This is a genomic window from Streptomyces sp. NPDC017991 (assembly GCF_044328075.1).
In the GTDB taxonomy this organism is placed as follows: domain Bacteria; phylum Actinomycetota; class Actinomycetes; order Streptomycetales; family Streptomycetaceae; genus Streptomyces.
This window is the reverse complement of sequence record NZ_JBIRGP010000007.1, coordinates 504099-517394: the sequence shown is the minus strand read 5'-3', so window position 1 is coordinate 517394 and position 13296 is coordinate 504099. Positions and strand designations below refer to the sequence as shown.

General features: G+C 71.9%; 12 protein-coding genes and 1 rRNA gene. 11 read left to right on the top strand and 2 right to left on the bottom strand.

Annotated features, from left to right (window positions below; genetic code table 11):
* From rrf to ACH4DZ_RS23345, 3 genes are all read left to right on the top strand, one after another.
* Positions 1–93 (top strand): 5S ribosomal RNA (rrf, locus tag ACH4DZ_RS23355); the annotation flags it as partial.
* 215 nt (positions 94–308) lie between these two features.
* Entirely contained in the window at positions 309–1811 is a 1503-nt protein-coding gene (locus ACH4DZ_RS23350) for a hypothetical protein (protein ID WP_398289205.1), read from the top strand.
* Positions 1793–2656: a hypothetical protein gene (locus ACH4DZ_RS23345; protein WP_398289204.1), complete on the top strand. Its 864-nt coding sequence runs from the start codon at positions 1793–1795 to the stop codon at positions 2654–2656. The genes ACH4DZ_RS23350 and ACH4DZ_RS23345 overlap by 19 nt, the downstream gene beginning before the upstream one ends.
* Positions 2657–2732: 76 nt before the next feature.
* Here ACH4DZ_RS23345 and ACH4DZ_RS23340 read toward each other — a convergent pair whose 3' ends face one another.
* Positions 2733–4019 carry a DUF1015 family protein gene (locus ACH4DZ_RS23340; RefSeq protein WP_398289203.1) on the bottom strand — a complete coding sequence of 429 codons (1287 nt, stop codon included), beginning with the start codon at positions 4017–4019 and terminating at the stop codon, positions 2733–2735.
* Positions 4020–4091: 72 nt separating this feature from the next.
* On the opposite strand from ACH4DZ_RS23340, the gene ACH4DZ_RS23335 reads away from it, so the two are divergent.
* From ACH4DZ_RS23335 to ACH4DZ_RS23320, 4 genes are all read left to right on the top strand, one after another.
* Entirely contained in the window at positions 4092–5120 is a 1029-nt protein-coding gene (locus ACH4DZ_RS23335) for an HAD hydrolase-like protein (RefSeq protein WP_398289202.1), read from the top strand.
* 101 nt (positions 5121–5221) lie between these two features.
* On the top strand, positions 5222–6265 hold the full coding sequence (locus ACH4DZ_RS23330) for a FecCD family ABC transporter permease (protein WP_398289201.1): 1044 nt from the start codon (positions 5222–5224) through the stop codon (positions 6263–6265).
* Positions 6262–7350, top strand: coding sequence for a FecCD family ABC transporter permease (locus ACH4DZ_RS23325; RefSeq protein WP_398289200.1), 1089 nt, complete (start codon positions 6262–6264; stop codon positions 7348–7350). The genes ACH4DZ_RS23330 and ACH4DZ_RS23325 overlap by 4 nt, the downstream gene beginning before the upstream one ends.
* A complete protein-coding gene (locus ACH4DZ_RS23320) occupies positions 7347–8306 on the top strand; it encodes an ABC transporter ATP-binding protein (RefSeq protein WP_398289199.1) in 960 nt (319 codons plus the stop codon). The genes ACH4DZ_RS23325 and ACH4DZ_RS23320 overlap by 4 nt, the downstream gene beginning before the upstream one ends.
* 60 nt (positions 8307–8366) lie before the next feature.
* Here ACH4DZ_RS23320 and ACH4DZ_RS23315 read toward each other — a convergent pair whose 3' ends face one another.
* On the bottom strand, positions 8367–8714 hold the full coding sequence (locus ACH4DZ_RS23315) for an SCP2 sterol-binding domain-containing protein (protein WP_398289198.1): 348 nt from the start codon (positions 8712–8714) through the stop codon (positions 8367–8369).
* 54 nt (positions 8715–8768) lie between these two features.
* Between ACH4DZ_RS23315 and ACH4DZ_RS23310 the strand changes: the two genes are divergently transcribed.
* The 4 genes from ACH4DZ_RS23310 to recN all read left to right on the top strand — a co-directional run bounded on the left by ACH4DZ_RS23310 (position 8769) and on the right by recN (position 12911).
* On the top strand, positions 8769–9197 hold the full coding sequence (locus ACH4DZ_RS23310; RefSeq protein WP_398289237.1) for a hypothetical protein: 429 nt from the start codon (positions 8769–8771) through the stop codon (positions 9195–9197).
* 7 nt (positions 9198–9204) lie between these two features.
* Positions 9205–10020, top strand: coding sequence for a TlyA family RNA methyltransferase (locus tag ACH4DZ_RS23305; protein WP_398289197.1), 816 nt, complete (start codon positions 9205–9207; stop codon positions 10018–10020).
* On the top strand, positions 10017–10922 hold the full coding sequence (locus ACH4DZ_RS23300; RefSeq protein WP_398289196.1) for an NAD kinase: 906 nt from the start codon (positions 10017–10019) through the stop codon (positions 10920–10922). Before ACH4DZ_RS23305 ends, ACH4DZ_RS23300 begins: the two co-directional genes overlap by 4 nt.
* Before the next feature lie 246 nt (positions 10923–11168).
* Positions 11169–12911, top strand: a complete 1743-nt coding sequence (gene recN / locus ACH4DZ_RS23295; RefSeq protein ID WP_398289195.1) for a DNA repair protein RecN — start codon at positions 11169–11171, stop codon at positions 12909–12911.
* Positions 12912–13296 lie beyond the last annotated feature (385 nt).

The window sequence follows — 13296 nt, the reverse complement described above, 5'->3', positions numbered from 1 at the left end:
ACGCCCGGTTACATTCCGAACCCGGAAGCTAAGCCTTACAGCGCCGATGGTACTGCAGGGGGGACCCTGTGGGAGAGTAGGACGCCGCCGAACAATCTTTGAGGACCTCTGGTCCCAGCGAATCGCTGGGACCAGAGGTCCTTTTTTGTTTTCCCGAAGCGCGCCGGGTACCCGGCTGCGCGAGAATGACTTGCGGTACCGATGACAGGAGTCACCCATGTCCACCAACTCTCCCGACGAGCGACCGGAGCGCGATCAGCGACGCCGGGACAGTGGTGACCGCGGCGGCTACCGCGGAGGCCCGAGCCGTGACAACGACCGCGGCGGGGCCGGCAGGCGTGACGACAACCGTGGTGGTGGTGCCCGTCCGCCGTTCCGTCGTGACGACGAGCGTGGCGCTCCGCGCCGTGACAACGACCGTCCGCCGTTCCGGCGCGACGACCGCCGTGACGACAACCGTGGTGGCGGCGGTGACCGAGGCGGTTTCCGGCGTGACGACAACCGTGGCGGTAGCAGCGGCGGCGGCGACCGCGGTGGATTCCGACGTGACGACAACCGCAGTGGAGGGAGCCGTCCCCCGTTCCGTCGTGACGACCGGCCCAGTGGGCCGAGCCGTGACGACCGTGACCGCGGTGCCCCGCGGCGTGACGGTGACCGCCCGGCCTTCCGGCGTGACGACCGCCGCGATGACAACCGTGGTGGTGGCGGTGACCGTGGCGGTTTCCGGCGTGACGACAACCGTGGTGGTGGCGACCGTCCGCCGTTCCGTCGTGACGACGAGCGTGGTGCTCCGCGCCGTGACAACGACCGTCCGCCCTTCCGTCGGGACGACCGCCGTGATGACAACCGCGGTGGCGGCGGTGACCGTGGCGGTTTCCGTCGCGATGACAACCGTGGCGGTAGCAGCGGCGGCGGCGACCGCGGTGGATTCCGTGGGCGCGACGACCGCAGTGGTGGCGGTGACCGCGGCGGTTTCCGGCGTGACGACAACCGTGGTGGCAGTGAGCGTCCGGCGTTCCGCCGTGACGACGACCGCGGTGCTCCGCGCCGTGACAACGACCGCCCGGCCTTCCGTCGTGACGACCGTCGTGATGACAACCGCGGTGGCGGCGATCGCGGTGGATTCCGTGGGCGCGACGATCGGCGTGACGACAACCGTGGTGGTGGCGACCGTCCGCCGTTCCGTCGTGACGACGAGCGTGGGGCCCCGCGCCGTGACAACGACCGCCCGGCCTTCCGTCGTGACGACCGTCGTGATGACAACCGCGGTGGCGGTGACCGTGGCGGTTTCCGGCGTGACGACAGCCGCAGCGGCGGCGACCGTCCGCCGTTCCGTCGTGACGACGAGCGTGGCGCTCCGCGCCGCGACAACGACCGTCCGCCGTTCCGACGCGACGACCGGCGTGACGACAGCCGTGGTGGCGGTGATCGCCCGGCCTTCCGGCGTGACGACAACCGTGGTGGCGGCGATCGCCCGGCCTTCCGGCGTGACGACAATCGCGGCGGTGGCGACCGTGGCGGCTTCAACCGCGACGACAATCGCGGTGGAGGCGACCGCGGCGGCTTCCGTGGGCGCGACGACCGAGGCGGGCGCGACGACCGAGGCCGCGGTGGACCCCGCCGCGACGACAGCCGTGGCCGCCCCGGCGGTGGCTTCCGTGGGCGCGACGACCGTGGTGGCGACCGCAGTGGCGGCGGTGGCCGCTTCCGCGACGAGCGGGACCGCGATCGCGAGCCGATCAAGCGGCTGCCGATCCCTGACGACGTCACGGGCGAGGAGATCGACAAGGACGTGCGGCAGGAGCTCATGAGCCTGCCCAAGGGACTTGCCGACGACGTCTCCAGGAACCTGGTCATGGTGGCCCGGCTCATCGACGAGGACCCCGAGGGTGCGTACGGCTACTCCAGGATCGCGCTGCGGCTCGCTTCGCGCGTCGCTGCCGTGCGGGAGGCGGCCGGCTTCGCCGCGTACGCGAACCAGAAGTACAGCGAGGCGCTCGCCGAGTTCAGGGCCGCGCGGCGCATGACCGGCAACGTCGACCTGTGGCCCGTCATGGCCGACTGCGAGCGCGGCCTGGGGCGTCCCGAGAAGGCGCTCGACATGGCCGGGGCCCCCGAGGTGCAGAAGCTCGACAAGCCCGGCCAGGTCGAGATGCGGCTCGTGGCGGCCGGCGCGCGGCGGGACATGGACCAGCTCGACGCGGCCATCGTCACGCTGCAGAGCCCCGAGCTGGCCTCCAACTCCGTCCAGCCCTGGACCGCGCGGCTGCGCTACGCGTACGCCGACGCGCTCCTTGCGGCCGGACGTGAGGGCGAGGCCCGTGAGTGGTTCGCCAAGGCCGTCGAGTCCGACAAGGACGGCAGCACGGATGCCTCGGACCGCCTCGCGGAACTCGACGGCGTCGAGTTCGTGGACGCGCTCGTCGAGGATGAGAACGAGGCCGAGAACGAAGCCGAGGTCGGAGTCGAAGTCGTAGAAGCGCAGGACATCGACAGCGACATCGATGACGACATTGATGACGATGTCGAGGGTGATGACGACAGCGCTCCGGAGGTCGTGACCTCCGAGGCGTCGGCGGGCGAAGGCGTCGAGATCGTCGAGGTCGACGACAGCCCGGATGCGGGCGACAAGGCCAAGGGCGACCGGACGGACTGAGGTCGATACGTAGGAACGCGCGGGCGGGATTCCCTGATGAGGGGAGTCCCGCCCGTTCGTGTTTCCGCGGGCCGTGTCAGAGGAGTGCGCGCAGTACCAGGCCCGAGGCCGGCTTCGGGCCGAAGGACGTCGACTTGCGGGGCATCGTGACGCCCTGGCTCGCCAGATCGCGTACGACCTCCTCGCGGACCGGGTGCATCAGGACGGCCGTGCCGCCGTCGCGCTCCGCCTTGGCGACCGTGGCGGCCGTGTCATGGATGTACGCGATGTGCTCCGGGACGTCCGGGATCCGCCAGACATGGTCGAGGAGCGTGGCGTGCAGGACCGTCGCGTCGAGGGTGCGCCAGGCCTCCGGCGGGTCCGGCGGGATCGTACGGGCGAGGAGGTCGGGGGACGGGCGGTCGACCAGGTGGAAGGTGCCGTCGCCCGCAAGGAGGAAGGCATTTCCCTCGGAGGTCGCTACGGAGAGGGCCGACAGAGCCGCGGAGAGGGGGCCTTCGACGTGGCGTACGCGGAAGGAGCCGTCCAGGGCCGCGAGGGCCTCGGGCACCGGGAGACGGTGCAGGAGACGGTGGATCGCGCGGACGCGGAGGGGGTGGCGCACGGTGTCCACCAGGAGCACGAGACCGTAGTCCCAGGGGCTGGGGGAAGGGTGCTCCCCCTGTACGCGCAGATAGGTCGCCCAGCGGTGGTGGCCGTCCGCGATGAGCGCCTGGCGGCCGGCCAGGTCCGTGTGGACCTCGGCGAGGTCGGCCTCATGGGTGACGTCCCACAGACGATGGCTGAAGCCGTCCTCCGTGGTGGTGGACAACAGGGGCGGGAGTTTCGCGGTGCGCTCGATGACGGCCGTCGTACCGGAGACCGCGCCGTCGCCCCGGTAGGTCAGCAACAGGGGTTCGAGGTTCGCGGAGGTGGCCCGCATCAGGGCCGCGCGGTCCGCGACGACGTGCGGCATGACGTCCTCGTGCGGCAGCACCACGCCCTCCGACGGCTCCGACAGGCGCAGGGCCCCGATGATGCCCCGCTGGAACACGCCCTCGTCGTCCCGCTGCTCGTAGACGTACAGGGCCGGCCGGACGTCGGTTCTCAGGACGCCCTCGGACACCCAGCTGTGCAGGGTGTCAGCCGCCTGTTCGTTGCGGATGCCGGGTGTGGGGGCCTGCGGCAGGATCAGACGGACGATGTTGTGCGGGTCCGCCGACTCCAGATGGTGCAGGCCGTCGGGCCGTACGACCACGTCGTACGGCGGGGATGTGACGGCGGACAGGCTGCCGACCCGGTCGGGGTCGTAGCGCAGGCCCCGGAACGGGGTGAGGTCAAGGCCCATGCGTGCCGGTACGTCCGCGGTACCTGCCGTGTTCATTGATGCATCGTAAGTGTGTCAGTGCCATGAGCGATGATCGGGGGAAAGAGACCGAACGAGGAGCGATGCGTAATGAGCCAGACCGCGAGGACGCGGCCCGAGGGCAGTGACAGGGCCCTGAGCGAGGCGTACGACACGGCGCTGCTCGACCTGGACGGCGTGGTGTACGCGGGCGGCAGCGCGATCGCGCACGCGGTCGAGTCGCTCGGCACGGCCCACACGGGCGGGATGCGCCTCGCGTACGTCACGAACAACGCGCTGCGCACGCCCGACTCCGTGGCGGAGCACCTCACGGAGCTGGGCATGGAGACCGAGGCGTCGGACGTCATCACCTCGGCCCAGGCCGTGGCCCGGCTGATCAGCGAGCAGCTGCCGCAGGGCGCGCGCGTGCTGGTGATCGGCGGGGAGGGACTGCGGGTCGCGCTGCGCGAGCGCGGTCTTGAGCCGGTGGAGTCGGCCGACGACGACCCGGCGGCCGTCGTCCAGGGATTCGGCGGCCCCGACCTGCCGTGGGGGCGCTTCGCGGAGGCCTGTTACGCCATCGCGCGCGGGGTGCCGTGGTTCGCGTCCAACACCGACCTGACGATTCCCGGCGCGCGCGGCATCGCTCCGGGCAACGGGGCGGCCGTGGAGGTCGTACGGATCGCCACGGGTGCCGAGCCGCAGGTGGCGGGCAAGCCGCTGCCGCCGATGCACCGCGAGACGATCCTGCGGACCGGCGCGAAGCGGCCGCTGGTCGTCGGGGACCGGCTCGACACGGACATCGAGGGGGCGTTCAACGGCGAGGTGGACTCGTTGCTCGTGCTCACCGGCGTGACCGACGGTGCGCAGCTCCTCGCCGCGCCGCCGCAGCACCGGCCGACCTTTGTCGACGCCGATCTGCGCGGGATGCTGACGGGGCAGCCCGAGGTGGTCGAGGCGGGTGACGGCTTCCGGTGCGGGGGTTACACGGCCACGGCCGGCAGCGAGAGGCTGGAACTGGACGGTGAGGGCGAGCCCATGGACGGGCTGAGGGCGCTGTGCGCCGCGGCCTGGACGGCGGGCGGCGACGCGGCGTGCGAGCTGGACGGAGGCAAGGCGCTGGCCCGGCTGGGGCTTTGAGAGGCGCGTAAGCCACTCTCAGAGCCACTCAAGGCCTCATCGGGCCCGGCCACCGCGACCGCCGATCGAAGCACCGCGCGAGTTAGGCTAACCTAACTGCCGTGTTGGTCGACAGTCCCCCCGAACCGAGCGCGAAGACCGCCCCCGCGCCCCCCAGGCGCCGGGCGGTCCGGGCCGCAGGGCTTTTCCTGTCCCTCGCCGTGCTGGTGCTCGTCGCCCTGGCGAGCATCGCCATCGGCGCGAAAGAGCTGTCCCTGGAGCAGGTCTGGCACGGCCTGTTCGAGGACTCCGGCACGTACGGCGACGTCGTGGTGGGGGAGCGGCTCTCGCGTACGGTCCTCGGGCTGCTGGTCGGCGCGGCGCTCGGCCTCGCCGGGGCCGTGCTCCAGGCGCTCACCCGCAACCCGCTCGCCGATCCCGGACTGCTCGGCATCAACGCGGGCGCGTCCGCCGCGGTCGTCACGGCGATCACCTTCTTCGGGGTCACCTCGCTGAACGGCTATGTGTGGTTCGCCTTCGCGGGCGCCGCCGCCGTCGGAGTGCTCGTGTTCTTCCTCGGTGGCGGCCGGGGCGCCACGCCGGTGCGGCTCGCGCTCGCCGGTACGGCGATCAGCGCCGCGCTCTACGGCTATCTCCAGGCCGTGATGATCACGGACGAGGCCGCGCTCGGCAAGATGCGCTTCTGGACGGTCGGTTCGCTGGCCTCGGCCACCAGCGACATCATCTGGCAGGTGCTGCCGTTCCTCGCCGCCGGTACGGTCCTCGCGCTGGCCCTCGCCCGGCCGCTGAACGCCATGGCCATGGGCGACGACACGGCTCGTGCGCTGGGCGCGCATCTGAACCGCACCCGCGCGCTGTCGATGGCCGCCGCCACCGTGCTGTGCGGGGCCGCGACCGCCGCCTGCGGTCCCATCGTCTTCGTGGGGCTGATGGTCCCGCACGTCGTACGGTCCTTCACCGGGCCCGACCTGCGCTGGATCCTGCCGTACGCCACCGTGCTGTCGCCGGTGCTGCTGCTCGGCGCCGATGTCGTCGGCCGCGTCGTGGCGCGGCCCGCGGAACTCCAGGTCGGCATCGTCACCGCGATCCTCGGCGGCCCGGTCTTCATCTTTCTCGTACGACGGCGGAGGACGGCACAGCTGTGAAGGCCCCAGGCAACCAGCCCGAGACCACGCAGGCGGCTCCCGCCCGGGTCTTCCGCGGCCGTGCGGTCCGTACCGTCGGCGGGCTGTCGGTCCGTGTCGACGTCCGCGCGTTCACGGTCGTCGCCCTGCTGCTGGTGGCGGCGCTCACCGCGAGTGTCGTGCTCATCGGCACCGGCGACTTCCCGATCTCCGCCGGTGACGTCGTCCGGACGCTGCTCGGCAACGGTGACGCGGGCCAGGAGTTCATCGTCAACGAACTGCGGCTGCCACGGGTCCTGGTGGGGCTCCTGGTCGGCGCCTCGCTCGGACTCGGCGGCGCCCTCTTCCAGGCCATCTCCCGCAATCCGCTGGGCAGTCCGGACGTACTCGGCCTCGGCCAGGGCTCGACGGCCGGCGCGCTCGTGATGATCGTGCTGTTCTCCGGGACCGCCAGGCAGGTCACCGTCGGAGCGCTGGTCGGCGGGCTGGTGACCGGCCTCGCCATCTATCTGCTCGCGTGGAAGCGGGGCGTGCACGGATACCGGCTGGTCCTGGTCGGTATCGGTGTCTCCGCCATCGTCACGGCCGTCAACGGCTATCTGATCACCAAGGCCGACCTGGTCGACGCGACCCGGGCGGTCGTCTGGATGACCGGCTCCCTCGACGGCCGCGACTGGGAGCAGGTCTGGCCCCTGCTCGGCCTGTGCGCCGTACTCGTACCGCTGGTCCTCGGCAACGCGCGCGCCCTGCGGATGCTGGAGATGGGCGACGACGTGGCGTACGCGCTCGGTGTGCGCGTGGAGCGGACGCGACTGCTGCTGATGGTGGCCGCCGTGCTGCTCACGGCGTCGGCCACCGCCGCCGCGGGCCCGGTCGGCTTCGTCGCGCTCACCGCGCCACAGCTCGCACGGCGCCTGACCCGCTCGCCAGGACCCAACCTGGTGCCGGCGATGTGCATGGGCGCCACCCTCCTGGTCGTCGCGGACTGGGCCTCGCAGCGGATCTTCGGAGCCGACCAGCTGCCCGTCGGAGTGGTGACCGGGATCCTCGGCGGCGTCTACCTGCTGTGGCTCCTGGTCACCGAGCGCAAGGCGGGCCGGATATGAACCCCGACCCCGACGCCGACGCCGCCCCCGACCTCGACGGCCGTGCCCATGCCAACGGCCATGCTGCAGACGGCGAGACAGGCAAGACACGTACGGGGCCGAACCACCGAAGGGGCACTGTGAACCGCCTGTCCGCCGAGGACGTCACCCTCGCCTATGACCAGCGCGTCATCGCCGAGCGGTTGTCGGTCGAGATACCGGACAACTCGTTCACGGTGATCGTCGGCCCCAACGCCTGCGGCAAGTCGACGCTGCTGCGCGCGCTGTCCCGCATGCTGAAGCCGAGGCAGGGCCGGGTCCTCCTCGACGGCCACGCCATCCAGTCGATGCCCGCGAAGAAGGTGGCGAGGACGCTCGGACTGCTCCCGCAGTCGTCGATCGCGCCGGACGGGATCACCGTCGGCGACCTCGTGGGGCGTGGCCGCTACCCGCACCAGGGGCTGCTGCGCCAGTGGTCCACCGACGACGAGCGGATCGTACGCGAGTCCATGAACTCCACCGGGGTCGCCGAACTGGCCGACCGGTATGTCGACGAACTCTCCGGAGGGCAGCGGCAGCGCGTGTGGATCGCCATGGCGCTCGCCCAGCAGACCCCGCTGCTGCTGCTCGACGAGCCGACCACCTTCCTCGACATCCAGCACCAGATCGACGTACTCGACCTGTGCGCCGAACTCCACGAGGAACAGGGCCGCACCCTGGTGGCCGTACTGCACGACCTCAACCACGCCGCCCGCTACGCCACCCATCTGATCGCCCTGCGCGACGGCGCGGTGATCGCGGAGGGCGCCCCGGCGGACATCGTCACCGCCGAGCTGGTCGAGGAGGTCTTCGGGCTGCGCTGCCAGGTCATCGACGACCCGGAGACGGGCACGCCGCTGGTGGTGCCGGCGGCGCGGAAGGCCCGTACGGCCGCCGCCGCACCCGCCGACACGCCTGTCGCTGTCACCAAGGCCTGACCGGGGCCGACCGGGAGGAGCGTGAGGCGGGGCAGGAGCGTGAGGAGGGGGAGGAGCGGGTCAGAGCAGCTTTCTGAGCCGCACCAGGTCGCGCAGGCCCGCTTCGAGCTTGACGCGGCCCGAGCCCCAGGCCTTTGCGAAATGCAGCTCGCCGTCGACCATCGCGACCAGGTCGTCGCCGGTCATCGCGAGCCGGATCTCGGCCTTTTCGGGCGGCGGGCCCTCGACCGTGTCCAGCACCACGATCCGGCCGTCCCGCAGGCGGCCGACGAAGGTGATGTCCAGGTCGGTGATACGGCAGCTCAGGGAGCGGTCCAACGCGGCCGCGCTCTGTACGTCACCGTTCGCGCCGGCCATGTTGTCCGAGAGTTTGTCGAGTGCGCTGCGGCACTCCTCGATCGTCGCCATCGTGATCGACGGTACCTCAGCGCTTCGCGGTAGCGTCGGGGCATGAGCGAGTCCATGACCGGCCCGGAGACCGAGAGCCCCGGTACGGATCCTTTCGGTACGCAGCCGGAGAGGGAGCCGGAGAGGGAGCCGGAGAGGGAGGGGGAGACGGAGCCGCACGCCGAGGCCGGTGACCGGCCCGATCCCGACGCCCGGCCCCAGTACGACCCCGCCGCCCCCGCCCCGCTGTACGTGCCGCGCACGCCTACCGGTGACGCCGAGGTCGACGCGCTGCTCGACCGGCTGGCCGACGCGGACCACCTCGACACGGACGGCCATGTGGAGGTGTACGAGGATGTACACCGGGGGCTGCGCGACGCGCTCACCGCACTCGACGCACGCCCGGGACCTCCGGCGCCCCCCGCGCCGAACGGCAACAGTACTTACAGCGCTGGCAACAGCTACAGCAACACAAACAGCTACAGCAACAGCAACAGGAGCTGAACCGAACGTGGCAGGAGTGGCACGACGCCGCCTCGACGCCGAGCTGGTCCGACGCAAACTCGCCCGCTCGCGCGAGCACGCCGGACAGCTGATCGCCGCCGGACGCGTCACCGTCGGCAAGAACCTCGCGACCAAACCCGCCACCCAGGTGGAGACCGCGGCCCCCATCCTGGTCACCCAGGACGACAACGACCCGGACTACGTCTCGCGCGGCGGCCACAAACTCGCGGGGGCCCTGGAGGCCTTCGTACCGCTGGGCCTGGAGGTCCAGGGGCGACGGGCGCTGGACGCCGGAGCCTCGACCGGCGGGTTCACCGATGTGCTGCTGCGCGCGGGCGTTTCGCACGTCCTCGCCGTGGACGTCGGCTACGGGCAGTTGGCGTGGTCTCTCCGAAGTGATGAACGCGTCACCGTCAAGGACCGTACGAACGTACGCGAGTTGACGTTGGAGGCGATCGATGGGGAGCCGGTGGATCTTGTAGTCGGTGATTTGTCCTTCATCCCGCTCGGTCTGGTGCTGCCCGCCCTCGTGCGGTGCGCGGCGCCCGGTGCCGACCTGGTGATGATGGTCAAGCCGCAGTTCGAGGTGGGCAGGGAACGGCTCGGGAGCGGCGGCGTCGTCCGCAGCCCCGAGCTGCGGGCGGACGCCGTGCGCGGTGTGGCCCGCCGGGCGGGCGAACTGGGGCTCGGGGTGAAGGGTGTGACGGCCAGTCCGCTGCCCGGACCCTCGGGGAATGTCGAATACTTTCTGTGGCTGCGTGCCGGGGCACCCGCACTGGACCCGGCCGACGTTGACCGTGCAGTGGCGGAGGGGCCGCGTTGACCGACACCCGATCTCGTACTGTTTTCCTGCTCGCCCACACCGGACGGCCCGCGGCCATCCGCAGTGCCGAGCTCGTCGTCGAGGGGCTGCTGCGCTCCGGTCTGGGCGTACGCGTCCTGGAGGCGGAGGCGGCCGACTTGCCGCTGCCGCCGACCGTGGAGCTGGTCAAGGAGGCGACTCCGGAGTGCCTCGACGGATGTGAACTGCTGATCGTCCTCGGCGGTGACGGCACGCTGCTGCGCGGCGCCGAGTTCGCCCGCGCCTCCGGCGTGCCGATGCTCGGCGTCAACCTCGGGCGCGTCGGCTTCCTCGCGGAGGCCGAGCGCGACGACCTCGACAAGGTCGTCGACCGGGTGGTGACGAGGTCGTACGAGGTCGAGGAGCGGATGACCGTCGACGTCGTCGTGCACAGCAACGGCGACGTCGTGCACACGGACTGGGCGCTCAACGAGGCCGCCGTGCAGAAGGCGGGCGCCGAGAAGCTGCTCGAAGTGGTCCTGGAGATCGACGGGCGGCCGGTGACCGGCTTCGGCTGCGACGGGATCGTCCTGTCGACCCCGACCGGGTCCACGGCGTACGCGTTCTCCGCGGGCGGGCCCGTGGTGTGGCCGGAGGTCGAGGCGCTGCTCATGGTGCCGATCAGCGCGCACGCCCTGTTCGCCAAGCCGCTGGTGACCTCGCCGAACTCCGTGCTTGCCGTGGAGATCCTGCCGCACATCCCGCCCGGGGTGCTGTGGTGCGACGGGCGCCGCACGATCGAGCTGCCGCCGGGGGCTCGTGTGGAGGTGCGGCGCGGGGCCGTGCCGGTGCGGTTGGCGCGGCTGCACCACGCGTCCTTCACCGACCGGCTGGTGGCCAAGTTCGCCTTGCCGGTCGCGGGGTGGCGGGGGGCGCCCCACTAGGCGCTCCGCTGCCCGCACGGTGATGAACCCGCTGGTGCGTGGGGGCTGGTCGCGCAGTTCCCCGCGCCCCTGAAGACAAAAGATTGCGCCGTTCCCCGCGCCCCTGAGGGGCAGAAGCTGGGGCGCGGGGAACCGCGCGATCGGCCCCCGCCGGGCCGCGGACGGGACGCGGGCGGTCCCGGCGGTCACACCAGGACGTTTGTGCAGGGAATGGGGCGGCGTCGCGCCGGGTGGGAGAAACCTCGTATGGTCATGTCCGTGTTGGAGGAGATGCGGATACGGTCGCTCGGAGTCATCGACGACGCGGTGGTCGAGCTGTCGCCCGGCTTCACCGCGGTCACCGGTGAGACCGGCGCGGGCAAGACGATGGTGGTCACCAGCCTGGGCCTGCTGATGGGCGGACGCGCCGACGCCGCCCTGGTGCGGATCGGGGCGAAGAACGCGGTGGTGGAGGGACGGGTCTCCGTCCTCAAGAGCTCCGCGGCGATCCTGCGGGCCGAGGAGGCCGGCGCGGAACTCGACGACGGCACCCTGCTCATCAGCCGCACCGTTTCCGCCGAGGGCCGCTCGCGCGCGCATCTCGGCGGGCGTTCGGTGCCGGTCGGGCTGCTCGCCGAACTCGCCGACGACCTGGTGGCCGTGCACGGCCAGACCGATCAGCAGGGGCTGCTCAAGCTGTCCCGGCAACGGCAGGCCCTCGACCGGTACGCGGGGGACGCGGTCGCCGTGCCGCTCGCCAAGTACACGGGCGCCTACCGCCGGCTGCGCGCCATCACCACCGAGCTGGACCAGATCACCACGCGCGCCCGTGAACGCGCCCAGGAAGCCGACATGCTGCGCTTCGGGCTCGAAGAGATCGCCGGCGTGGAGCCCAGGGCGGGCGAGGACGTGGAACTCGCGGCCGAGGCCGAGCGGCTCGGGCACGCGGAGGCGCTCGCGTCGGCCGCCACGGTCGCGCACGCCGCCCTCGCGGGCAACCCGGAGGACCCGGAGGGCATCGACGCCACGACACTCGTCGCGGGCGCCCACCGGGCCCTGGAGGCCGTACGGTCCCACGACGCGGCCCTCGGCGCCCTCGCGGGCCGCATCGGGGAGATCGGGATCCTGCTGGGCGACGTGGCGGGGGAGCTGGCGGGTTACGCCGACGACCTCGACGCGGATCCGCTGCGGCTCGCGGCGGTCGAGGAGCGGCGTGCCTCGCTCACCGCGCTGACCCGCAAGTACGGCGCGGACGTGGACGCGGTGCTGACCTATGCCGAACAGAGCGCCGCGCGGCTGCTGGAACTGGACGGCGACGACGACCGGATCGGTGAGCTGACCGCCGAGCGGGACGCGCTGCGCGCCGAGCTGGGCGGACTGGCGCAGGCCCTCACCGACGCCCGTACGGAGGCCGCCGAGCGCTTCGCCGCCGCCGTGACCGCCGAACTGGCCTCGCTCGCCATGCCGCACGCGCGCGTGTCGTTCGAGATCCGGCAGACCGAGGACCCGGAGGGCGTGGAGGTCGGCGGACGTCCCGTCTCGTACGGGCCGGCCGGCTGCGACGAGGTCGAACTGCTCCTCGCCCCGCACCCGGGGGCACCGCCGCGGCCCATCGCCAAGGGCGCGTCCGGCGGTGAACTGTCGCGCGTCATGCTCGCGGTCGAGGTCGTCTTCGCGGGTACGGATCCGGTGCCCACGTATCTCTTCGACGAGGTCGACGCCGGAGTCGGCGGCAAGGCGGCCGTCGAGATCGGCAGACGGCTCGCGAAGCTCGCCAGGAGCGCGCAGGTCGTCGTCGTCACACACCTCCCGCAGGTGGCCGCGTTCGCCGACCGGCAACTGCTGGTCGAGAAGACCAACGACGGCTCGGTGACCCGCTCCGGCGTGAAGGTCCTGGAGGGCGAGGAACGCATCCGTGAGCTCTCCCGGATGCTGGCGGGCCAGGAGGACTCGGAGACGGCACGGGCCCACGCGGAGGAACTGCTGGCGACGGCCCGGGCGGACGGATAGGAGTACAGGAGTACACGAGCACGGGCAGCGGCGCAGCGGGCGGGTCCGTACGGTCGCGAGGGTGCGCGCGGGGGTGCGTGCGGGGGTGCGGGCGAGTCCCTGGAGGGGCGCGAAAGGGGCGTGAAGCGGGGCTCGTCGGGAACGACACCCGCCCCCGACTGTCTCCGGACATCCCCTGGCCCTCACTCGTGTGAGTGACCGCCCGCAACTCGCCCGCATCCCGTCCGGACCCCATGCGTCCCACCGGTCCCGCACCGGCCCCGCGGTGGTCGGCAACCCGCCTCCGTCCTGGCATCCTTAGGAGGAGGACGAGCGGTACACCCCCGTCGCCCGTTCCTTCGGTACTTTTCTTCGTGACCGCCCGACGCCGAACCAGGAGCCACGG

Coding starts and splice junctions, on each gene's coding strand:
- ACH4DZ_RS23340 (WP_398289203.1), bottom strand. CDS start 4,019: ATGAACACGGCAGGTACCGCGGACGTACCGGCACGCATGGGCCTTGAC.
- ACH4DZ_RS23335 (WP_398289202.1), top strand. CDS start 4,092: ATGAGCCAGACCGCGAGGACGCGGCCCGAGGGCAGTGACAGGGCCCTG.
- ACH4DZ_RS23320 (WP_398289199.1), top strand. CDS start 7,347: ATGAACCCCGACCCCGACGCCGACGCCGCCCCCGACCTCGACGGCCGT.
- ACH4DZ_RS23315 (WP_398289198.1), bottom strand. CDS start 8,714: ATGGCGACGATCGAGGAGTGCCGCAGCGCACTCGACAAACTCTCGGAC.
- ACH4DZ_RS23310 (WP_398289237.1), top strand. CDS start 8,769: ATGACCGGCCCGGAGACCGAGAGCCCCGGTACGGATCCTTTCGGTACG.
- recN (WP_398289195.1), top strand. CDS start 11,169: ATGGTCATGTCCGTGTTGGAGGAGATGCGGATACGGTCGCTCGGAGTC.